Genomic DNA, 22,616 nt, shown 5'->3' on the forward strand with positions numbered 1-22,616 from the left:
AGTTTAAGAATCTCACTGAACTGGAAGATGCAATCAGAGACTACATTGAGTATTACAATCAGAATAGAATCAAAATCAAACTAAAAGGACTAACTCCGCTTGAATATCGGAAGCTAGTCCTCAGTTAATAGCTAATATAAAGTGTCCTAATTTTGGGGTTCACATCAAGTGCCACATCTGACTTTTTGGTTTTTAGTATGGTACCGTTTTAAAATGTTGGTCAATATGAGTGCAAATATATCTGTTAAAGTTAAATCTCATTGTGATTTCTTCACTCCTGTAATTTGTTTCGCTATATTAATCAGAATTTTATAACTAGAAATAACTAAAATATCAGATAATAGTATTCAGTTAATTGTGATAATACATGTCCTTTTGAGATATCTTTTAGAATTTATTGTAGTAGGAAAAATCTAATTTTAATCCGAACTTTTTTAACTTAATTATCAAATACTGAAAAAGAAATTAATTGATTATCAATTGATCCAGTATCAATATTTCGTCCTTGGAAAACAAAATCCATTAATTCATGAAGCTCATTAAGACCTGGAACTGTTTCATCATTTAAGCGGTAATTTTTATAATATAGTTTAGCTTGTTCTAAAGTAGTATAGTATTTTCTGTGATTTTTAAAAAATATACTTAGCTTACTAATTCTTCTGGTACATAATTGGTAGGCATCTGTAGGAACATTTCTAATCCAGTTATTAAATTGGTCTTTTTCCATTACTTTAAAAGCATAGCCAATTATTTCTCTATTTGGATATTTCATTGCCAATAAACTCTTTTTATTTTTTTCAATCCACTCAAAAGCGCGTTTTGAATCATATGTTTTTAGCACCGCCATACTTAGTCTATCAGCGACATAAATATTTTGCTGCCCATGCTTGAATATATAACTTAGAGTATCATATCGAATAATAGGAGGAAGCAAAGAAAATTGAGAATAAATTAGTGCATGCAAATTTTCATTCATAGGATTTCTTTGAAAGAAGTCAATAAATAGGTAAGCATATAACCAAAATAGCGCATCCCTCATATCATTAAATTGGTTTTCAGTAAACTTATTAATATGCTGCGTATGAGTACCATCATTGCCTGTTAACCTAATTTTATTTACTTTATCATATAATAATGGGTTTTTTTGCTCAAGCTGTTCCCTTATTTTATGATTACCTAATGTTATTTGCTCACTTTCATCTATATCAAGAATTTTTCTAACCACTATTTCAGCATAGGCTCGTAAACTTGCAATTCTTCCTCGAAGTGATTGATCAGAGTAAAATGCATCATGTATTTCATCTGAAATCATATCATCATACTTATGTCTATTAAAATTCATAATGCCATCTCCTTTCTCTCAGATTATAATATAAATTTATTATCTATTAAACTATAATAACAAAAATAACCATAAATATTATATATATTTAAATTAATGAACACATATACTGCTGCTTTAGTAAATTAAATGAAAATAAGAATAACCTTTTATCAAATTGTCCAATAAAGTATACTAAGCACAATAAAATATTTACTAGTCATTATAATACTGGAGAATAAAAAAATATTACAAAATGTTTCTTAATTGAAAAAATAATTTAATTGGCAATCTCTCATAATAAGTTTAGAATTAAATTTGTACCACAAAGAGCCAATTTAGAATAACTCTCGAGGAAGAATATGAAGAAAAGCAAATTTGCTATTGCCGTAGTTAATATTATTTTTTTAATCACTATTCCAGGAATAACTATAGGCGAAGCTGAACAAGTAACGGCAGCCACTATCAAGGGCTATGTTAAAGTAAAAAAGAAGAAAAAAGTTCGCTTGTATAAAATTTCCGGAAAACATTCTAATTTTTATGCAGAATCTAAATACAAGTATCCATATAGTGCCAAGAAAAAAATTGGTAAGAAAAAAAGAACGGCCTATAAAATTGGTAACAATTCACATTGGATTTTAGCTAAAGATGTTAAAGTAGTTAAAAAGAGCACCAAAAGAGTATATACCCAGGCAAGAATGAAATTACCGAAGGGTTACACTAAAACTGAGTTGCTACTCGCTTATCAGGGCAAACCCAGCAAGAATTTTATTAATGCTTCAATGCAAGGGATGAAAACTAATGATTTTAGTCGTCTCAAAGTATCTGAAAGTAAAGCTGATGATGCAACTCAGGTTGACCTAAATCAGCTTACACCTAAGCAAATTGGAGATTTAACTGCTTTTTCTCTTCGTCTTATTAATGAGGCGAGGAACGATTTGAATTTAGCTCCCTGGGTTGAAAGTAATGGAACTAAAAAATTAGCAGCCGATATTGCTTTGGAATATAGCAAAAATAATAAAACGATTAAAGACAGTCACTATGTTCCTGGAATTGTTCGTGCTTGTCATGCTAATGGACTTAACCTTGACGATAATTTTGTTGAAGATATGGCCGGCTTTTATAATATTAGCCCCACAATGTCCATGACGGAATTAAAGAAAAGTGTTTATTTTGGTTTAAAACAAATGATTTTTGGCTACGTTGGCAGCGGTGAAGAAGAGAGATCTGACCGAAGTTATTATCAAGAATGGGAACATGCCGGGGACTTGTTTAACATCCAAGGCTCGCTTCATGATGGTGATTATAATTATTATGGATTTAGTATTTCGCATAATGATAATATTTGTTCCATGCATTTTATTAGCGTTCCTACGTATGTAGTTAAAAGTAAAAAGTATAATAATGGTTTTCAGCCATAAAAAAGCAGCCTATTTGAAAGGCTGCTTTTTATAGTATAATTAACTTTAAAATAAAATATTGAAAGTAATGAGGAAAACAAAATGTTGATTTATATTCGTTTGGCTGAAAAAGAAGATTTGGACCAAATTATGAAAATCATTGATGAAGCAAAAGAATTGCTGAAAGAAGACGGCAATCCTCAGTGGCAAAATGGCTCTCCTAACCGTAAAATGCTTGCAGAAGACATTGCTTTAAAGCGCACATATTGCCTTGTAGCTAATAAAGAAATTGCCGGTGTTGCTGTTTTACTAACTACACCTGATCCTAATTATACTGAAATAGATGGTGCTTGGAAAAATAATGACGAACAATATGCCACTATTCACAGAATTGCAATTAGCACAAAATTTCGCGGTCAGCACCTCAGTCAGTTTATGATGTCAAACTTGATATCGAGAGGATTGATGCTTGGCATTCATAATTTCCGTATTGATACACATGGGGTCAATAAGCGCATGCAGAGTCTGATTAAAAGTTTAGGATTTGAGTTTCGGGGAGTTGTTCAGGTTGATCAAACTGAAAATGGCGCTAGAAATGCCTATGAGCTTAATTTATAGCAAGAAAAAAGCTGTTTTCTCTTGACTTGCAGGGCACAATTTCCTATACTATTAAATGTTGAGCAAACAAGTAAAAGCTCAAATGGTATTGGGTTATAGCCAAGTGGTAAGGCACTAGTTTTTGGTACTAGTATGCGCTGGTTCGAATCCAGCTAACCCAATTGTTCTTACGAACACCCAACCCGAAAAGAGACAGTTCTGTAATAGGAGCTGTTTATTTTTTTGCAGGAAAATTATACCAAAAATATTTTTGCTTTTTTGGTATTTTACTATTTAAGAATTAGGGAAAAGGGTTTATTATATCCTCTATGTTTGGTTTGTAATGTTTTCTTTTTTTATGAGGTTTAACCAACACAAAAATATGAATAATGGCAAAAATAAAACAATAGTATTTGGTCATAGAGGATATCCCGTCAAGTTTGCAGAAAATTCAATGGAAGGCTTCCGCGATGCTGTTCAAAATGGGGCAGAGGGGATTGAATTTGACGTTCATTTAACTAAAGACGGCATACCAGTAGTAATGCACGATGAAAAAGTTGACCGGACAACTGATGGCACCGGATATATTAAGGACTTTACTCTTAATAAATTAAGGCGACTGCACTTATCAAATGGTGAGTCGGTTCCGACGCTGCAAGAATTATTTGAACTACTGGAAAATAAAAATATTCAAATAAACTTGGAATTTAAAACTGGAGTAATTCATTATCGTGGTATCGAAAATACTGTGTTAAGCCTGGCTCAGCTTTATCATTTCGTTTATCCCATTATCTACTCATCTTTTGATTATGTTACCTTAAAGAACTGCCAGGAAATTGATCCGAACCAGATTTATTGTTACCTGACTGATGAAGAAGTAGTTAATTCAGCTAAATTGGTTAAAGATAACCACTTTGCTGGCATTCACCCAGGCAAGCTATTATCGGGAGAGGAAGCAGTTACAGAGCGTATTTGGACAGTTGATGACCCACAAATTGCTAAACAATATTTTCAAAAACATGTTGCAGGCATTTTTACTAATAACTATCCCATGATGATTAAGTTGCGTGATCAAATTCAAGGATAAGCTGCCCTAAATAAAAATTATCGAAGTTGAAACACCTTTAACTGATACAGTCTAAAGGTGTTTTTATATATAAAATTAATTAATAATTAGAAAAATATTGTAGAAAAATAATTTTATTAAAGGTATAATCTATATAATTAAAAAGAAAGTTTGGTGAAAAATATGGTAGATTTAATTAAATACGTACGAAAAGGTTTAGCTGATGCTCCCTCTAATCCGATTTTGAAATTCTCAGATTATGCCGGCAAGATTCCGAATGTTGTAAAATTCACTCTTGGTGAGCCTGATTTCAACACTCCTGATCATATCAAAGAGGCAGCCAAAAGAGGAGTTGATGAAAATCACTCCCACTATGCTCCTTCAAATGGGACTATTGGCTTACGCAAGGCAGCCAGCCAGTTTTTGAGTAAAAAATATGGGCAAAACTATGATCCAGAAACTGAGGTTTTGGTTACCAATGGCGTAACTGAATCAATTTTTGATTCTGTGTTGGCTACTTTGAATCCTGGCGATATTATGGTTGTGCCAACTCCATTGTTTCCACTTTATATGACTGACGAGGGCGTTATTAATGAAGGCGTTGAAATCGTAAAAGTAAATACAGTAGACGACGGCTTTAAGCTGACACCAGAAAAATTGCAAAAGGTAATTGACAAGTATGGCGACCGGGTACGGATGTTGGTTATGAATTATCCTACCAATCCAACTGGGGTAATGTATAGTCAAGACGAATTGGATGCTTTAGCGGATGTTATTCGTGATAAGCCAATTTTCGCATTGTGTGACGAAATTTACAGTGAGTTGAACTATGATCAACCACACGCGTCAATGGAGAAATCATTGCATGACCAAGTTATTTTAATGAACGGCGTTTCCAAGTCATGGGCCATGACCGGTTACCGAATTGGTATTGTTTGTGCGCCAGAAAATATTTTGCAACAAATTGCAAAAGTTCACCAAGCAATAGTTACTACTGAGCCAACACCTATGCAAGATGCAGCTGAAGAGGCCTTTAAAAACGGTATGGATGACGCACTGCCAATGAAAGAAGAATTTCAAAAGCGCCGTGATGCTTTGTATTCAGGCCTTACCAAAATAGGTTTTGAATGTGCTAAACCCCAAGGCGCATTCTACATTTTTGCTAAAATCCCAGAGGGTTTTGAACAAGATGATACTAAATTTATTTATGAGCTGGTTGACAAGGCAAAAGTTGCTGTTACAGCAGGTTCCAGTTTTAGTGAAGGCGGAGAAGGTTATATTAGATTTTCTTACGCTGTTTCAATGGATCAAATTGAAGAAGGACTGAAGCGACTAGAAAAGTTTGTTAAAGAAAATAAGAAGTAATATTTAAGCAAATTTTGCTTGCAATCACGTACGTTTTTCGGTATTATAATTAACGTGCGTGACGGAGGAGTAGCGAAGTGGCTAAACGCGGCGGTCTGTAAAACCGCTCTCTCTGAGTTCGGCGGTTCGAATCCACCCTCCTCCATTATCACTGGGTTATAGCCAAGCGGTAAGGCACTAGTTTTTGGTACTAGTATGCGCTGGTTCGAATCCAGCTAACCCAATAAAAAAGGCGACTCGTTAGAGTCGTCTTTTTGCGTCAGTTTAAGCTATGTTATTAACTTTAATATACTTATTTTTAGCAATTACGTAGTAAAGCTTCTTTTTAATTTTGATCGGATTGCCATAAACACGAACTGATTTGCCTTTCTTTACCAGCAATTTGCGGATTCTTTTGCCTTTTTTGTTATAAACGAATGAATTATGCTTAATTTTTGCTTTTTTGCCCTCAATGTCTTGGGAGTTTGCAAAAATATTTTTACCAAGCTTATAAAACTTTTGGTTATTAATAGTTTGTGTACCGAATGTTTCAATAGTCAAACCTGGTTCAAGCACAAAGCCTTTAATAGGACTGCCATTTTGATCATAAACTTGGACTGAACATAGAACTTTACGAGGTAATTTAACAGTATCAGAATCACTATCACTATCTTCTGCTTGAGTGTTTACTGTATTAGATTTAATAGTTGAATCTTTTGCAGGTTTTTGAATATTTGAACTTTCGGTTGAAACTGAGTTTGTGAAACCGCTTGATTCACTATCATAATTGCTGCTATTATTTTTATCTGCTGGAACATGTATGTCATTAACTGAATCATCTAAGTCAACTGAGCCAACATTCCAGGTAATTGGTTGGCTAACATATGTTTCGGCCGGACAATCTTTATCTTCTTTGTCATACAAATTAGCCAAATCGGTGACAGAAAGAATTTTTCCTGCAGGTTTAGCAGCACTACCGTTGCCTACTGCAATAACTTTAGGCATTTTAAAGTTGGTAAATGCTGTCGGTTTTAGTCTATGTTTGCCTAGACTAAGTATAAAGCCATCGGAATTATTTCCCAAACCATCAAGCATGTTAGTCATTTCAAATATGTTTCCTGTATCCCAGCGGCTTAAGTTTAATTGCTTCAACTTTGAGTCTTTGAACATATAACTCATGTTAGTAACGTTATAAGTTTGCCAGCTGGTAATATCTGCTAGTTCTGTAGCTGCAATACCATTAAACATATAACTCATATTTTTAACGTTACCGGTTTTCCAGTTGGCTAAATTTAAGGTTGTTAAAGCTTCATCACCTTCAAACATATGACTGAAATCAAAAACACTATCTGTTCTGAAACTATTTAAATCGATGCTGGTCAGTTCAGTATCGTTTTTAAACATACTGTTCATATCTCGATTAGAAATAGTATCCCAAGAAGTCAAGTCAAGTTCCTTTAAGCTAGTGTCGTTTTCGAACAAGCTGCTTAAATCACTGGCATCACTGGCATCTACATTGTCGAGATTAATAAAACCAACTAAATTTGGTAAGTTAGCAAATTTACTAGTTGAATTATGTGCTAGTCGAACTTTCAACTTACCGCCATAGTCAGCAGTTCCGATCTGGAAAGCAATATACTGAATCTCATTTGGATTGATGACTTTTCCCTGATCGCTTTGTTGGGTCTTTACCAACTGGCTGATTGGTGTAGAGGATAAAGTTCCTCCCGTTATTGTAAGTGTTTTAGTCTCTTCACTAAAAGACCACGCACATTCATTATCTTTACCTTGAATAGTACTATTATTATTTTGTGAAATAATATTACTGTTATTTTTTAATACTGGATTTTTTGTAGTAGCAGAATTTTTTATTAAAGCTGAGGTTGAATCAGCCTGAGCATAAATAGGTTTATTGCAAGTTCCCAATGCAGTTCCTATCAATGTAGTTGCAATTAGACTATAAGAAAAAAATCTAGTTTTGTTATTTTTTAAATAACAACAGCTGTTATTTTTTCGCTTTCTATTATTTTTACTTAGCATACCAAAAGCCTCTTGTGTAATTTATACATTTACCTTTACTTTAAGGTTATACAGCATTAGTTTTTGGCGGTCAAACTTTTTAGCTGACCAAATATTTGTCTGACGTTATCTTAAATTTGCTAAAAATCCATTCCTATGTACGATAAATTAATAACTATTAAATTTAAAAAATATAAAAAGTGTTATTTATAAAAAATCGTATATATTTGGTGTAAATTAGTATTATTAAAATAATCTTATATAATTAATATATATTTGAATATAATAAAAATCCAATTACTAAAAATAAAAATCGAGTAAGTTTTTGCCTTTTTAATAATCGTTGTTATTTAAAATGCACTTTTTTTATGATTTGTTATAAATTTCTTTATAGTGTAGTAAATTCAGTTGCTAAAGTTTGCCTATTTTCGGGTCATTAATAGTAAAATAGAGGAGCTAACTTTGATTAAGAAGGGAAATATATGTCAAGACTTGTACGAGTTGGTGCCGGAGGTAAAGAAATTAGCTGGCATAATGCCTTAAATGATTTGCGTGCTGATGATGTACTGCTTTTGGAACCAGGATTTTATGAAATACCTGCGGGAATTTTTTTATCTGATATCACTATTAAAGGAACTGGCAATCTTCCTGAAGACACAACAATACTTGGTTATCTGAATGTAGATGCCGGCAGTCAATTTGTTAATTTAGAAAATTTGTGTGTTAATACTGTAAATGATGCCAACAGCTTGTTTATACCTGCTGAAGCTAATACTTTTTTGTCGTTACGTAACTGTATTGTCAAAGGTTTTGGTAGTGATACTGCTACAATAGCTGCTAACGGTAAAGTGACACTGGAGTTATTTTCGACAGTAATTATGAATGGTTCTGTTTCTTTATTTGCTGATTCCAATTTTCGCTTGGAAATGAATGATTCGACTATCAAGAATGTTGTTCAAGATATTGGAGCTTTGGCACTGGAAGGGCATGGCACTGCTATTATCAATAACTCTCGTATCCATGGCAGTATTGATACTTTTAAAAAATCAAATGTTGAATTAGATATAAATAACACTGTTGTTTACTCACTTCTTATTCAGGGACAGGCTTGGTTGAACATGCTTAACAGCAAGCTTTTATCACAAGAGGATACTGGAATGTTTATAACCGATGAGACCTGGATTAATATCATTGGCAGTGAGTTTAAGGGTGGCTTTTACTGCGAGAAAAACCCACATATAATAATCCAGAACAGCAGAATAAACCGTTTAATTGCCACAGGTAAAGCGAAGATTACACTTAACAATTCTGTTATTATCAATCATGCTGATTTTCAGAATGAGGTTGAGTGCAATTCAAGACGTGTAACGTTCAATGGTGGCAATGAGTATGAGTATTTCTTAGCTCTAAGCGATCAGGCTCAGTTTGAAGGACATGATCTTATCTTTAATTCTAATGGTGCAAATCTGGCGGTGGAAAATCAGGCACATTTGCATGCCAGCGTGATTGCTACAAGTGATGATTCGATAACAGTAGAATGTGGGCAAAATGCTGAATTTCGTTTATGGGGCATGAAATGGACCACTAAGAAAAATTAGGTTGCTAAATTATAATTTGTAAGGTATCATGCAGAGTAGACCAATTTGAATTATAATAAGATGTGTAATGGGGGTGCATTCATGGAAGAACCAATGTACATCAAAATTCACAATCAAATAAAACGTGAAATAGAAAAGCATAATTACAAAGTTGGTAGTAAAATTCCAGCTGAAAGGCAGCTAGCCCAAAAGTTTGGTGTTTCTCGGATGACGTTGCGACAAGCAATTAAAACTTTGGAAGATGAAGGCATTTTAGAACAGCGTGTTGGTAGCGGAACATATGTAGCTAACCAAAAAGTGCAGGAAAAAATGTCGGGAATTATGTCTTTTACCGATATTACACATGCTAATGGCCAAACGCCTTCAAGTAAGTTGATTTCTTATCGTTTTGGTAAGCCTTCCTTATCGGAAATGGAGCGGCTGAATTTAGATGATATGCAGGAAGTTTTGCGTATGGAGCGTATCCGTTATGCAGATGACGTTCCAATTTGCTATGAAGTCGTATCTATTCCGCATAGTTTGATTTTAAATATGTCAAAAGCCGATATTTCTTCACATTTATATCAAACTTTAGAAAAAAATGGTTATACAATAGGACGTGTAACTGAATATATTTCTGCAGCTGTAGCAAACGAAAATGCAGCTAGATTGCTTGATGCAAAAAAAGGTGAAGCATTAATTACTCGTTTGCAAGTAACAGAGCTTTCTAATGGCATACCCTTTGAGTATACTAGGGCCAGCTATGTTGCAGACCGTTTTGAATTTACTTTTGCAAAATAAAAACTCTGAATTAACTTTGTTAGTTAGTTCAGAGTTCTTTTTTATTTTAAATCATCTTTAATTTTAGTAGTGGAAATTCCTGGGGTACGAGGCAGATAGACTACATTGCAGTATGGTTTTAAAAAATCAAATTTACCATCCCAGTCATTACCCATTACAAAGGTATCAATATCATATTTTTGGATATCATTTGTCTTTTGTTCCCAGTTCTTTTCGGGAATAACCTGGTCCACGTAACGGATGGCTTCAAGAATATATTTTCGTTCAGCATAGCTATTATATGATTCCTTGTGTTTTTGGAGTTGATTGAATTCGTCAGTAGATAATCCAACTATAAGATAATCGCCTAATTCACGGGCGCGTTTCAGCAGGCGGACGTGACCATAATGCAGTAAATCAAATGTACCATAAGTAATTATTTTTTTCATAGTTTCAGTACTCCTATCAATTTGACGAGTTAATAGTATCATATTTTTAAAAAAGGTAAAGCGTATCCTCAATTGGATATTATTTTGATAAAATAAAGTAAATTGAGGATTAGGAGATATAGTTATGACTAAAGTAAATGTTTTAGGAGTTAGTTTCGATAATAAAAGTTTTAACCAGTTTCAAAATGAATTTGTCGGCAGAATTAATGCACATCAATCAACCTTTATAGTTACTGCCAATCCTGAAATTGTTATGTCAGCTAATGAAAATCCTGAATTTATGAAGATTTTAACTTATGATGCTGACTATATCACCGCTGATGGCATTGGAATTGTAAAAGCAAGTCACATATTAGGAGAGCCGCTTAAGGAAAGGGTAACAGGTTATGATCTGTTTTCATGGTTAATGAAGTTGGCAAATGACCGCAGCTTAAGAGTATTTCTTATCGGGGCTCGACCAGAGGTAATTCATGCTATTCAAGGAAAAATTGCCAGGGACTATTCTGATATTCAGCTGGTGGGAGCTGAGGACGGCTATTTTAAGGAAGATTTGGAACTTGTTGCTTACCAAATAGAGCGTACAGAACCTGACCTGGTTTTTGCTGCATTGGGTTCTCCTCGTCAAGAACAGCTCCTGTCTGTTTTGCGGAGAAATCTGCTACCTGCGCTTATGATGGGAGTGGGAGGCAGTTTTGATGTCTTTTCAGGCAAAGTCAAACGAGCTCCTCAAATTTGGCAGACTGTTCATTTAGAGTGGTTTTATCGTCTTCTTAAAAATCCTTCTCGGTTAAAGCGAATGATGGTTTTACCACATTTTGTTCACGAAGTTTACCAGTCGAAAAAAGGGAAAGAATAATTATGAAAGTTTTGCACGTTAATGCTGGACTCGAAAATGGCGGCGGCCTGACCCACATCATTAATTTGCTAAAAGAAGCTAAAAATGAACAACAAAACTTTACTTTATTATGTTTAGCCGATGGTCCTGTTGCTCAAGCCGCCCGCACGGCAAAGCTGGATGTACAAGTTTTGGGGATAAAAAGTCGTTATGATTTAGGTGGCTTGAATAAGCTGGCTAATTTCATTAATCAGGGAAACTTTAATATAGTTCATACTCATGGAGCAAGAGCAAATCTTTTCCTGTCTTTAATTAGGCGAAAAATTACAGCTAAATGGTGCATAACTATTCACTCCGACCCCTATCTTGATTTTGTTGGTCGCGGTTTAAAGGGCAAAATATTCACCAAAGTTAATTTGCATGCAATTAGCCAGGCAGATTGTATTTTTGCTGTTACAAAAAGATTTGCTAATTTATTAATTAAAAAAGTAAAAATTAACCCGGAAAAAGTACATGTAATATATAATGGTACTTTTTTTCATGAAAACAGCCAGATCCCTGCTAAATATGAACATCCCAATTTTAATATAGTAAATGTTGCCAGAGCCGAAAAAGTTAAGGGTCAGGCATTGCTGCTGCAAGCATTAAAAAAACTAAATAATGCCAATGTTCATTTATTTATTGTTGGGGATGGTACGGAGTTAAACTCCCTAAAAAATCTGGCGCAACAATTAAAATTGGGTCCACAAGTAATTTTTCAAGGCTTTATGACGCATAAACAATTAAAAAATTTATATCGGCGTATGGACCTAGCGGTTTTAACCTCATATTCTGAGAGTTTTCCCTTGGTTTTATTGGAAGCAAGCGATAATCTTTTGCCGCTGTTGTCAACTGCAGTTGGTGATATTAAAGTAATGATACCGGATCAAAAGCATGGCTTTGTAGCTAATATTGGTGATGTAGATTCGATTTGCACTCAGTTAAAGCAGGCTGTAGACACCCCTAAAGAGCTGCTTAAAGAAATGGCTCAGCGTGAAAAAAATTATGTTGAACGACATTTTTCATTAAAGAAGCAGTTGGAAAGCATTTTGCAGGTATACAGCACGATCGCATAGATTGACAAGATTGTTAAAAAATCCACAAATGTTTATAATAAGACAAAAAATATTAGTGGATTAATAAGAGGACAGAATGTTTTATCAAGAATTGGATAAAGATGATTCGTTAACCCTTCATACAGATTTGTATGAAATTAACATGATGTATACCTATTTTAAAAAAGGAATTTCAGAACGCAATGCGGTTTTTGAGGTTTACTACCGCAAAGAACCTTTTGGCAATGGCTATTCTGTTTATGCAGGACTAGAACACGTAATTTTATACTTGCAAAACTTAAAATTTAAAGAAAGTGATTTGAAGTATTTAAAAGAAGAGATTGGCTATGACGATGATTTTATTGATTATCTGCGCCAATTGAAAATGGAACTTACGGTAAGGTCGATGCGCGAAGGAGAAATAGCTTTTGCCAATGAACCTTTGCTGCAAGTTGAAGGGCCACTGGCTCAATGTCAATTAGTTGAGACTGCCATTTTAAACATTATTAATTATCAAACCTTGTTAGCAACTAAAGCAGCTCGTGTCAAGCTAGCAGTGCAAGGCGACGGTGTCATGGAATTTGGTACTAGACGTGCACAGGAAGCAGATGCTGCTATCTGGGGTACTCGTGCAGCTTATATCGGTGGTTTTGACTCAACAAGCAATGTTCGTGCAGGTAAGTTGTTTGGGATTCCTGTTTCTGGTACACATGCTCATTCATTGGTGGAGGCATTTGGCAGTGAATATGAAGCATTCAAAGCTTATGCAGAAACGCATAAGGACTGCGTTTTTCTTGTAGATACGTATGACACTGTCAGAAGTGGCGTACCAAATGCTATTCGTGTTGCCAATGAAATGGGTGATAGGATAAACTTTCAAGGCGTACGTATTGATTCTGGTGACATGGCTTATATTTCCAAGCAGGTTCGTCGCGAATTGGATAATGCCGGTTATACCAATGCCAAAATTTTTGCTTCAAACGATTTGGATGAAACTACGATTACCAGTTTAAAAATGCAGGGAGCCAAAATTGATGTTTGGGGCATTGGCACTAAATATATTACTGCTTATGACCAGCCCGCTTTAGGAGCCGTTTATAAATTAGTTTCAATTGAAGATGATCAGCACCATATGCGTGATACTTTAAAAATTTCTTCTAATGTGGACAAGGTTTCAACTCCTGGTAAAAAGCAGGTTTGGCGTATTTCAGCCAATACTGAAAAGAAAAATGAGGGTGACTGGATTGCACGGGCGGGTGTAGATCCGCGAGAATTTGATTCACTTTATATGTTTCATCCCCAGTATACTTATATCAATAAAGTGGTAACGGATTATACTGCTGAGCCGCTCTTAAAAGATATTTTTGTAAATGGCCAATTAAAATATCACAAGCCTAAATTAACAGATATCAAAAACTTTTGTGCAGCTAATTTAGATGGTCTTTGGGATGAATATAAAAGAAGTTTGAATCCGCAAGAATACCCTGTTGATCTTTCTCAAGATTTGTATGACAGTAAAATGAATATCATTCAGGATATTCGTACGAATATTAACAAAGGAGATACCGTACAATGAGGCCATTGCAAAAAGAAATTATAAAATATGAACATGTTTTACCCCAAATCGATCCGCAAAAAGAAATTCGACGTTCAGTTGATTTTTTGAAAGATTATCTTAAAGAAAATACATTTTTAAAATCATATGTACTTGGTATTTCAGGGGGTCAAGATTCTACGCTGGCAGGGAAACTGTGCCAAATGGCAATTTCCGAAATGCGTGAGGAAACGGGGGACAATTCATATCAATTTATTGCCGTTCGTTTACCTTATGGCGTTCAAGCAGATGCTCAAGATGCAGCTGATGCAGTAGCTTTTCAAAAACCCGATCAGGATTTAACAGTCAATATTAAACCGGCTGTTGATGCTTTGGTAGCCAGTTTGAATGAAGCTGGACAGCAGATCACAGATTTTAACAAGGGTAATATTAAAGCCCGTGAACGTATGATTGTACAATATGCTATTGCTGGTGCTCACAATGGTGCGGTAGTTGGTACAGATCATGCGGCTGAAAATTTTAGCGGTTTTTATACTAAATATGGAGATGGTGCAGCGGATCTGACCCCGCTTTTCCGTTTAGATAAACGACAAGGTAAGCAGATGCTTAAACTTTTAAATTGTCCAGAGCATTTATACCAAAAGGTGCCAACGGCAGATTTGGAAGAAAATAAGCCAGGCTTACCGGATGAAACTGCACTGGGAGTTAGCTACAAGGATGTTGATGACTACCTAGAAGGTCGGACAGTTTCTGAACTGGCTGCACAGAAAATCGAGTCGCTCTGGCGTAAAAGTGAGCATAAGCGGCATTTACCGGTAACTGTTTTTGATGATTTTTATCGTAGATAGATTAAAAAAGGAATACTTTTAAGGCGTTCAAATTTAGCTGAACATTGACAAAAACTGTGCAAGTAGTACAATTACTGGTAACTTAAGATATGTTTTTTAAGATTAGCAGTTCAAAGAGAGAATCGTCCGGTGAAAATGATTTACTGCTATTTAAAAAATGCTCCTTATGGTTTAACAAATAAAATTAATTAAGAGGTAACAAGCACTGTTGCAATTAAGGTGGTACCGCGTTTAAAGGCGTCCTTATGATAAGCAACGGTGTTTTTATTTTGGCAAAAGGGAGATATATTTGATGAAGAAACTGACAAGTTCAGAATTTAGACAGATGTTTTTGGATTTCTTCAAGCAGCACGGACACATGGTATTGCCCAGTCAATCATTAATTCCACAAGATGATCCAACATTGCTGTGGATTAATTCCGGTGTGGCAACGATGAAGAAATATTTTGACGGTTCTGTAGTCCCTAAGAATCACCGGATTACCAGTTCACAAAAGTCCATTAGAACCAATGATATTGAAAATGTGGGTAAAACTGCCAGACACCAAACCTTTTTTGAAATGCTGGGTAACTTTTCAGTCGGAGATTATTTCAAAAAAGAAGCAATTACTTGGGCTTGGGAATTTTTGACGAGCCCAGACTGGCTTGATTTAGATCAGGAAAAGTTATATTGCACGGTTTATCCTAAAGACACTGAAGCTTACAAAATTTGGCTGGAAGTTGGGATGCCTGAAGATCATATTGTTAAGCTAGAAGAAAATTTCTGGGATATTGGTGAAGGTCCTTGCGGTCCTGACTCCGAAATCTTTTATGATCGTGGTCAAGAAAATAATGACGTGGCAGAAGATGATCCCGAAAACTTCCCTGGTGGTGAAAATGCCCGTTATTTGGAAATTTGGAATATCGTTTTTTCACAATACAATCACTTAGCAAATGGCAAGTATGTTGATCAACCACATAAGAATATTGATACCGGTATGGGCCTAGAGCGTGTTTTGTCTATTTTGCAAGATGCACCAACTAACTTTGAAACTGACCTCTTTTTGCCGATTATTCATGAAACCGAAAAAATGGCAGCTGGCAAAAAATATGGCACTAATAATGCCGATACTACTGCTTTCAAGATTATTGCCGATCACGTTCGTACTGTTAGTTTCGCTATTGCTGATGGGGCTTTGCCATCAAATACAGGCCGGGGCTATGTTTTGCGACGTTTAATTCGTCGGGCAGATTTAAATGGTCAAAGGTTGGGCATTAAAGGTGCTTTTCTCTACAAATTGGTGCCAGTAGTCGGTAAAATCATGGAAAGTCACTATCCAGAAGTTACTAATCAAAAAGACTTTATTGCCAAAGTAATTAAAAATGAAGAAGAAAGATTTCAACTGACACTTGAATCCGGTTTGTCTCTGCTAAATGACTTAATTGTCAAAGCGCAGAATTCAAATGATAAGACCATCTCTGGTAAAGACGCCTTTAAATTATTTGATACTTACGGTTTCCCATACGAGCTTACCTTTGAAACTGCCCAGGATGCAGGCTTAAAAGTTGATCAAAAAGGTTTTGATGCTGAGATGACTGCTCAAAAAGACCGTGCCCGTAAAGCTCGGGGCAATCTGCAATCAATGAGCTCTCAAGATGCAACTTTGATGAATTTAAAGGACAAGTCAGAATTTGAGTATGGCGTTTATGAAGAAAAACATGCCAAATTAATTGATATTATAGTCAATGACCAATTAGTTGCTAAAGCTGATGGCGACAATGCTGTTTTAATTTTTGATAAAACGCCATTTTATGGTGAACGTGGTGGTCAGGTTGCCGATCACGGCAATATTTATGACCAAGAAGGAGAACTTGTAGCCCAGGTAACTGATGTGCAACATGCGCCAAATGACCAGAACATGCATTTTGTTGATGTGATTTTACCATTGAAAAAGGGTGAAGAATACACATTAAAAATTGACCGGGTTCGCCGTGAGGGTTTGCGCCATTCACATACTGCTACTCACTTATTACATGCAGCACTTAGAAGCGTCTTAGGCGAGCATACTCATCAAGCCGGCAGTTTAGTTGAACCTGATTATCTGCGTTTCGATTTTACAGCTGTTGAACCAATGACAGATAAGGAAATTAAATCGGTTGAAAATCTGGTAAATCAAAAAATCTGGGCTGCAATAGAAGTTCAAACAACGATTACCGATCCAGAAAATGGTAGAAAAATGGGTGCGCTAGCATTATTTGATGGCAAATACGGTGATAAAGTCCGGGTTGTCCAAGTGGCAGATTTTTCAATTGAATTTTGTGGTGGTACGCATTGTGCTAATACTAATCAAATCGGTATTTTCAAGATTATTTCCGAATCAGCTATTGGTGCGGGGATGAGAAGAATTGAAGCTGTCGTTTCTAAAAAGGCGTATGAATACCTGGCTAATAGATCAGAACTGTTAGATGAGATACAGGCAGAAGTAAAATCAACTAAGCCTGAAGATATTATTGAGAAAGTCGATTCTCTTGAAAAAGACTTGCATGATAGTCAAAAGCTGGTTGAAGATTTGAACTTGCAAATTAATCAAAGCAAAGCTAACTCTATCTTTAATAATGTAGAGCAAGCAGGAGATTTAAGTGTGATTGCGCAAGAGGTTGATGCAAATAGTATGAAAGATTTGCGTGAGTTTGCTGATACTTGGAAGAACGGTAATAAATCTGATGTGCTTGTCTTGGCAAGTGCTAGCGCGGGTAAGGCTAATATGATTATTAGCTTGAAAGAAAAGGCACTAGCAAAGGGGCTTAAAGCAGGAGACTTGATTAAGCAAGTTGCGCCAATCTTTGGTGGCGGCGGAGGCGGTCGTCCTGATATGGCACAAGCAGGTGGTAAAAAACCTGAGGGCCTTAAAAAGGCTATTCAGACAGTGATCACAGCGATATCAAAAAATTAATTGATTGAGTTTGTACTATTTTTCAAGTAAAATTATGCTAGGAGGAATGATTATGAGTTCGCTAGATAAAACGATGCATTTTGACTTTAATGAAAATAAAGGCAAAAATGTGCATGATACTTTGCAGGACGTTTATAATGCTTTAGAAGAAAAAGGTTATAATCCAGTTAACCAAATTGTCGGTTACCTATTGTCTGGCGATCCAGCTTATATTCCACGGCATAATGATGCTCGTAATTTAATTTTGAAGCACGAACGCGATGAAATTATTGAAGAGCTTGTCAAAAATTATCTTGGAAAAGATAAATAATGCGACTAGTTGGTTTAGATGTTGGGTCAAAGACAGTAGGTGTTGCGGTCAGTGATGAATTAGGTATTACTGCGCAAATGCTTGAAACTATCCCTATTGATGAAACGCGTTATAATTTTGGTATGCGTGCAATTAAGAAAATTGTGCGTCAATATGAGCCAGAAGGCTTTGTCTTAGGCCTACCTAAAAACATGGATGGGTCTTCTGGACACTCTGTTTTAAGGAGTAAGAATTACGGTAAACGTTTAGAACAAAAATTTGGGTTGCCGGTTTATTATTCCGATGAACGTTTAACAACAGTTGAATCAGAACGGGTTTTAGTTGAAGAAGCTGGCATGCATAACCGTCATCAACGCAAAAAAGTAGTAGACCAAATGGCTGCTGCTTTGATTCTGCAAAACTATTTGGATCTAAACCGAAAGGATTAATATGGCACAAGATATTAACGGCGATGACCGTCAAATTACCTTGATTGATGATCAAGGCAATGAAGAATTATATGAAATTTTATTTACATTTCATTCTGATGACTATGATAAATCATATGTTCTGCTTTATCCGGCAGCTGCCAGTGATGATGAGGAAATTGAAGTTTTGGCTTTTAGTTATGACTCCGATGCCGCAGGTGATGTCACTAGCAGTGATTTACACGAGATTGAAGCAGATGATGAATGGAATATGGTCCAAGGAGTTTTGAACACATTTTTGGACGACGACCGATTAAGTGGTGAATAAAAAAGACTGGCTGGGCCAGCCTTTTTTATTCAAGATTAATTATTTAGAAACTAATGAATGATAAGATATTAGAAACTTTAGAATTTGCAAAAATTACTGAACAACTGCAACAAATGGCGATTACTACACCAGCTAAAATGGCAGCTGAGAGTCTTGTACCAAGTGATGACTTTGCTCAAGTAGAACTGGCACTGAAGCAGACTTTGGCAGGTGCTGATATTTTACGTGTTAAAGGGCAACTGCCTTTAACGGATTTTGCTGATGTTGAGCCGAGTATTAAGCGTTTGCGAATCAAAGCAAATTTGAATGCAAAGGAATTAGGCAACTTATTGCTGGTTTTAGCACTTGCTAATGAAATCAACGACTTTTTTAGCGATGTTGATGAGAAAAAATTGGATTTAACGGCAATAAATTCGATTTTAATGCAATTGGACGTGCCTCAGTCATTGTTTAAGCAACTTAAGCGTTCGCTGGATTTTGATGGGGAAGTTCTTGATACTGCATCTGCTGAATTATCCCATCTACGTCGCGAAATCAAAAATAATGATGCAGAAATTAAAGATAAAATGGATAGCTACACCAAAGGTAATAGCGGCAAATATTTATCTGAACAGATAGTGACTATTCGTGATGAACGCTATGTTATTCCGGTTAAACAAGAGTATCGTAATAAATTTGGTGGCGTTGTTCACGATCAGAGTGCGAGTGGTCAAACTTTATTTATTGAGCCGAGTGCAGTTTTAAATCTTAACAACCACCAGCAAACCCTTTTGGCACAAGAAAGACGAGAAGTAAATCGAATTTTACGTAATCTGTCTGATATAGTGCGCCCAGAAGTGGATAGTATAGATGCCATTGCAAGCTCCTTGGTTGAACTTGATTTTATCCAGGCTAAAGCAAAGCTGGCTCGCGCAATGAAGGCAACTGAACCGCAACTGACTCATGATCAGTCATTTTTATTTTTACAGGCACGACATCCTTTAATCGACCCTAAAAAAGTGGTTGCCAACGACATTCGCCTTGGTGAAGATTACGATACGATGCTGATAACTGGTCCCAATACCGGTGGAAAAACTATCACTTTAAAAACTGCAGGAATTTTACAATTGATGGCCCAGTCAGGGTTATTTATCCCGGCAGCAGAAGGCAGTAAAGCGGGCGTCTTTAGGGACATTTGCGCTGATATTGGAGATGAACAGTCTATTGAGCAATCACTCAGTACATTTTCTTCACATATTAACGATATTGTTAAAATAATGAAAAATGTTGATGCCAAGACACTGGTTTTAATTGATGAAATTGGAGCTGGAACTGATCCAGAAGAAGGAGCCAGTCTTGCAATCAGCATTTTGGACTTTTTACGGCAAAAAAAGGCTAAAATAATCGTTACAACACACTACCCAGAACTTAAACTTTATGGTTATAATCGTAAAAGAACGACTAATGCCTCTATGGAATTTGATCTTAAAACACTATCTCCAACCTATCGTTTACAAATTGGTATTCCGGGTCACAGTAATGCTTTTGCCATTGCTCGCAGGCTGGGGATGCGTGAGGATGTGGTTAAAAACGCTCAAGGGTTGATAAGTGACGAAAACGTTGATATTAACCAAATGATTACCGAGTTGACTAAACAAACCAAAGCTGCTTCAGATGCTCGCAGTCATCTAACAACTAGTCTTGATCGAGCTAAAAAGCTTGAAATAAAATTGCAACAGGCATTGGATTGGTATAATCAGCGTGTGCAAAAGCAGCTGGAATTTGCCCAGGAAAGAGCTAATGAAGTAGTCACAAAAAGTCGTAAAAAGGCTGATAAGATCATAGAGCAGCTTGAACAGCAAAAGGGCGAAGTTAAACAAAATGAAATCATTGCTGCTAAAGGTCAATTTAATCAGCTTGAACGGCAAAATGAAAATTTGGCTCATAATCGCGTTTTGCAACGCGAAAAAAGACGTCATCATGTCAATGTAGGTGATAAGGTAAAAGTATTGTCTTACGGACAAACTGGCACTATTACCAAAAAATTATCTGAACATGAATATGAAGTTCAAATGGGCATCATTAAAGTAAAAGTTAGTGATCGAGACATAGAAAAAATCGGGTCACAAAAAGAATCGCGATCTACTAAGCAAGTTCGCGCTATTAGTGCAAGCAGGCGGAGCAATGTGAGAAGTGAGCTTGACTTGCGCGGTCAGCGTTATGATGAAGCGATGACTAACCTCGATCGTTATATAGATTCTGTACTACTGGCAGGCCTTGATGTTGTCACGATTATTCATGGCATTGGTACTGGCGCAATTAGAAAAGGAGTTTGGCAGTATCTAAAATCAAGCAAGCATGTGAAAAGTTATAACTACGCTCCGGCAAATGAGGGTGGTAACGGAGCTACAATCGTTCATTTGCAATAAAATGCTTTACTTGTAAAAAGTAAGTCTGCTTGCTATAATGAAAATATCAATAGATAACTATTTTTTCCTTAAAGGAGGGTTTTTCATGGTTGATGAGCTAACAGATCAAAACTTTGAAGAAGAAACAAAAGACGGTGTCGTTTTAACAGATTTTTGGGCAACCTGGTGTGGTCCTTGTAAAATGCAATCACCAGTCGTTGATGAACTGGCTGAAGAGCGACAAGACGTTAAATTTACTAAGATGGATGTTGACCAAAATAAAGAAGTACCTAGTTCCTTAGGAGTAATGGCAATTCCAACTTTATTGATTAAAAAGAATGGTGAAATTGTCGATCGTATTACCGGTTATACTCCAAAAGCAAAACTTAGTCAGATTTTGGATCAATATACAAAATAAAAAATTCCTGCATTTGCAGGAATTTTTTTAATTGCTTTTTTCTTTTAATAAATCGCGTATTTCCTTGAGATAGTCTTCAGCAGATGGACCAGCAGGTTGTTGTTGCTCATTGTGTCTCATTACTTTATTGACGGCTTTGACTAGTAAAAAAACTATGAATGCTATAATCAGGAAATTAATTATAGTATTGATAAATTCACCGTATTTAAATGTGGCACCACCGGCTTTAAATACTAAATTGGATAGGTCAATTTTTCCAATAAACAACCCTAAAAGTGGGTTAATCAAATTATTTACCAAAGAATTAACAATGTTGGTAAAAGCTCCACCAATAATTACACCTACAGCCAGATCAATAACATTACCACGTTGAATAAATTCTTTAAATTCTCTAAGCATTTTATTTCCTCCATTCTTACTTTAATCATATTGCAAAAATGGTAAAAAACTAAATTATTTGTTTCTGAAAGCTTAATCAAACTTAGCAATTAATTTAACTTCTTTTTTCCGTTCATCAACTTTGATCTCGCACTCCGTTGTGCGCCCTGTTTCCTTTTCAACTGCTTCTGCAATAATGCCTGCTTCAAGAGAAAATTCTCGATTGCCACTGTTAATTCGATCAGTCACATTTTGCCCCTTGAGCTTAAATACTTCTTCGCTGTGATGGCTTCTTGCTTTTTCTAAATTGCCAAATTCAGTGGTTGCAAAGAAGCTAACTACGTCTTCAAATGACAACAAATCATATTTACGGGCAATTCGTTTGCCACCCCAATAAAGAATTGCTTCATTGTCTTCACCTAAAATTGTTGGCAGTAAGAAATCACGATAAAGTTGATTCACAAAATAAACATGTTCGTGTTGCTCGTTATTGTTTTGCATAAAAAAATTCATCCCTTTTATTTTCTTTTATTTTACCGTAAAATTGACTGAAGTATAAATTATTTAGGGA

The 22,616-nt window shown here is 35.7% G+C and carries 22 protein-coding genes and 3 tRNA genes; 20 read left to right on the forward strand and 5 right to left on the reverse strand.

The window, feature by feature from the left end; genetic code table 11:
* Nucleotides 1-128, forward strand: a 128-nt coding sequence (locus F5ESL0261_RS02205) for an IS3 family transposase (protein ID WP_147446222.1), incomplete at its 5' end; no start/stop codon positions are given.
* 311 nt (nucleotides 129-439) lie between these two features.
* On the opposite strand, the gene F5ESL0261_RS02210 is transcribed toward F5ESL0261_RS02205, so the two are convergent.
* The gene (locus tag F5ESL0261_RS02210; RefSeq protein ID WP_122052025.1) at nucleotides 440-1,342 is read right to left on the reverse strand and encodes a hypothetical protein; all 903 of its coding nucleotides are present in this window, start codon (nucleotides 1,340-1,342) and stop codon (nucleotides 440-442) included.
* A gap of 341 nt (nucleotides 1,343-1,683) precedes the next feature.
* Between F5ESL0261_RS02210 and F5ESL0261_RS02215 the strand changes: the two genes are divergently transcribed.
* The 7 genes from F5ESL0261_RS02215 to F5ESL0261_RS02245 all read left to right on the forward strand — a co-directional run bounded on the left by F5ESL0261_RS02215 (nucleotide 1,684) and on the right by F5ESL0261_RS02245 (nucleotide 5,973).
* Nucleotides 1,684-2,742: an SEC10/PgrA surface exclusion domain-containing protein gene (locus tag F5ESL0261_RS02215; protein ID WP_045927636.1), complete on the forward strand. Its 1,059-nt coding sequence runs from the start codon at nucleotides 1,684-1,686 to the stop codon at nucleotides 2,740-2,742.
* An 81-nt stretch (nucleotides 2,743-2,823) separates the two neighbouring features.
* A complete protein-coding gene (locus tag F5ESL0261_RS02220; protein ID WP_122052026.1) occupies nucleotides 2,824-3,339 on the forward strand; it encodes a GNAT family N-acetyltransferase in 516 nt (171 codons plus the stop codon).
* An 89-nt stretch (nucleotides 3,340-3,428) separates the two neighbouring features.
* Nucleotides 3,429-3,500: transfer RNA gene (locus F5ESL0261_RS02225), tRNA-Gln, on the forward strand.
* Between the two features lie 200 nt (nucleotides 3,501-3,700).
* Nucleotides 3,701-4,405 (forward strand): glycerophosphodiester phosphodiesterase family protein, encoded by a 705-nt coding sequence (locus F5ESL0261_RS02230; protein WP_122052027.1) that lies wholly within the window; start codon nucleotides 3,701-3,703, stop codon nucleotides 4,403-4,405.
* 162 nt (nucleotides 4,406-4,567) lie between these two features.
* A complete protein-coding gene (locus F5ESL0261_RS02235) occupies nucleotides 4,568-5,749 on the forward strand; it encodes an aminotransferase class I/II-fold pyridoxal phosphate-dependent enzyme (protein WP_122052028.1) in 1,182 nt (393 codons plus the stop codon).
* Nucleotides 5,750-5,812: 63 nt separating this feature from the next.
* Nucleotides 5,813-5,894, forward strand: a tRNA-Tyr gene (locus F5ESL0261_RS02240).
* A gap of 7 nt (nucleotides 5,895-5,901) precedes the next feature.
* Nucleotides 5,902-5,973 (forward strand) — tRNA-Gln (locus F5ESL0261_RS02245).
* 40 nt (nucleotides 5,974-6,013) lie between these two features.
* Here F5ESL0261_RS02245 and F5ESL0261_RS02250 read toward each other — a convergent pair.
* A complete protein-coding gene (locus tag F5ESL0261_RS02250) occupies nucleotides 6,014-7,768 on the reverse strand; it encodes a BspA family leucine-rich repeat surface protein (protein WP_122052029.1) in 1,755 nt (584 codons plus the stop codon).
* A gap of 461 nt (nucleotides 7,769-8,229) precedes the next feature.
* Between F5ESL0261_RS02250 and F5ESL0261_RS02255 the strand changes: the two genes are divergently transcribed.
* Nucleotides 8,230-9,345, forward strand: a complete 1,116-nt coding sequence (locus tag F5ESL0261_RS02255) for a hypothetical protein (protein ID WP_122052030.1) — start codon at nucleotides 8,230-8,232, stop codon at nucleotides 9,343-9,345.
* An 81-nt stretch (nucleotides 9,346-9,426) separates the two neighbouring features.
* Complete coding sequence (locus tag F5ESL0261_RS02260) at nucleotides 9,427-10,125, forward strand: GntR family transcriptional regulator (protein WP_045927641.1); 699 nt, start codon at nucleotides 9,427-9,429, stop codon at nucleotides 10,123-10,125.
* A 41-nt stretch (nucleotides 10,126-10,166) separates the two neighbouring features.
* On the opposite strand, the gene tagD is transcribed toward F5ESL0261_RS02260, so the two are convergent.
* Complete coding sequence (gene tagD / locus F5ESL0261_RS02265) at nucleotides 10,167-10,553, reverse strand: glycerol-3-phosphate cytidylyltransferase (protein ID WP_045927642.1); 387 nt, start codon at nucleotides 10,551-10,553, stop codon at nucleotides 10,167-10,169.
* Between the two features lie 124 nt (nucleotides 10,554-10,677).
* Here tagD and F5ESL0261_RS02270 point away from each other — a divergent pair, with 124 nt between their 5' ends.
* The 10 genes from F5ESL0261_RS02270 (at nucleotide 10,678) to trxA (ending at nucleotide 21,667) form a co-directional block, all read left to right on the forward strand.
* Nucleotides 10,678-11,409: a WecB/TagA/CpsF family glycosyltransferase gene (locus tag F5ESL0261_RS02270; protein WP_109585937.1), complete on the forward strand. Its 732-nt coding sequence runs from the start codon at nucleotides 10,678-10,680 to the stop codon at nucleotides 11,407-11,409.
* A gap of 2 nt (nucleotides 11,410-11,411) precedes the next feature.
* A complete protein-coding gene (locus tag F5ESL0261_RS02275; protein WP_122052031.1) occupies nucleotides 11,412-12,503 on the forward strand; it encodes a glycosyltransferase in 1,092 nt (363 codons plus the stop codon).
* A 76-nt stretch (nucleotides 12,504-12,579) separates the two neighbouring features.
* Entirely contained in the window at nucleotides 12,580-14,058 is a 1,479-nt protein-coding gene (locus F5ESL0261_RS02280; RefSeq protein WP_045927645.1) for a nicotinate phosphoribosyltransferase, read from the forward strand.
* Nucleotides 14,055-14,885 carry an ammonia-dependent NAD(+) synthetase gene (nadE, locus tag F5ESL0261_RS02285; RefSeq protein ID WP_122052032.1) on the forward strand — a complete coding sequence of 277 codons (831 nt, stop codon included), beginning with the start codon at nucleotides 14,055-14,057 and terminating at the stop codon, nucleotides 14,883-14,885. Before F5ESL0261_RS02280 ends, nadE begins: the two co-directional genes overlap by 4 nt.
* A gap of 292 nt (nucleotides 14,886-15,177) precedes the next feature.
* A complete protein-coding gene (gene alaS, locus F5ESL0261_RS02290) occupies nucleotides 15,178-17,817 on the forward strand; it encodes an alanine--tRNA ligase (RefSeq protein ID WP_122052033.1) in 2,640 nt (879 codons plus the stop codon).
* A 52-nt stretch (nucleotides 17,818-17,869) separates the two neighbouring features.
* Nucleotides 17,870-18,127 (forward strand): IreB family regulatory phosphoprotein, encoded by a 258-nt coding sequence (locus F5ESL0261_RS02295; RefSeq protein ID WP_038521496.1) that lies wholly within the window; start codon nucleotides 17,870-17,872, stop codon nucleotides 18,125-18,127.
* Entirely contained in the window at nucleotides 18,127-18,555 is a 429-nt protein-coding gene (ruvX, locus tag F5ESL0261_RS02300; protein ID WP_122052034.1) for a Holliday junction resolvase RuvX, read from the forward strand. Before F5ESL0261_RS02295 ends, ruvX begins: the two co-directional genes overlap by 1 nt.
* A 1-nt stretch (nucleotide 18,556) precedes the next feature.
* Nucleotides 18,557-18,862, forward strand: a complete 306-nt coding sequence (locus F5ESL0261_RS02305; protein WP_122052035.1) for a DUF1292 domain-containing protein — start codon at nucleotides 18,557-18,559, stop codon at nucleotides 18,860-18,862.
* A gap of 53 nt (nucleotides 18,863-18,915) precedes the next feature.
* On the forward strand, nucleotides 18,916-21,270 hold the full coding sequence (locus F5ESL0261_RS02310; RefSeq protein WP_122052036.1) for an endonuclease MutS2: 2,355 nt from the start codon (nucleotides 18,916-18,918) through the stop codon (nucleotides 21,268-21,270).
* An 85-nt stretch (nucleotides 21,271-21,355) separates the two neighbouring features.
* A complete protein-coding gene (gene trxA / locus F5ESL0261_RS02315; RefSeq protein ID WP_034980713.1) occupies nucleotides 21,356-21,667 on the forward strand; it encodes a thioredoxin in 312 nt (103 codons plus the stop codon).
* A gap of 27 nt (nucleotides 21,668-21,694) precedes the next feature.
* Here trxA and mscL read toward each other — a convergent pair whose 3' ends face one another.
* Both mscL and F5ESL0261_RS02325 read right to left on the reverse strand, forming a co-directional pair.
* Nucleotides 21,695-22,066: a large-conductance mechanosensitive channel protein MscL gene (gene mscL, locus F5ESL0261_RS02320; protein WP_122052037.1), complete on the reverse strand. Its 372-nt coding sequence runs from the start codon at nucleotides 22,064-22,066 to the stop codon at nucleotides 21,695-21,697.
* A gap of 72 nt (nucleotides 22,067-22,138) precedes the next feature.
* The gene (locus F5ESL0261_RS02325; RefSeq protein ID WP_122052038.1) at nucleotides 22,139-22,558 is read right to left on the reverse strand and encodes a YslB family protein; all 420 of its coding nucleotides are present in this window, start codon (nucleotides 22,556-22,558) and stop codon (nucleotides 22,139-22,141) included.
* Between the last annotated feature and the right edge of the window lie 58 nt (nucleotides 22,559-22,616).

Source organism: Lactobacillus sp. ESL0261, assembly GCF_003693025.1.
Classification (GTDB): Bacteria; Bacillota; Bacilli; order Lactobacillales; family Lactobacillaceae; genus Lactobacillus; species Lactobacillus kullabergensis.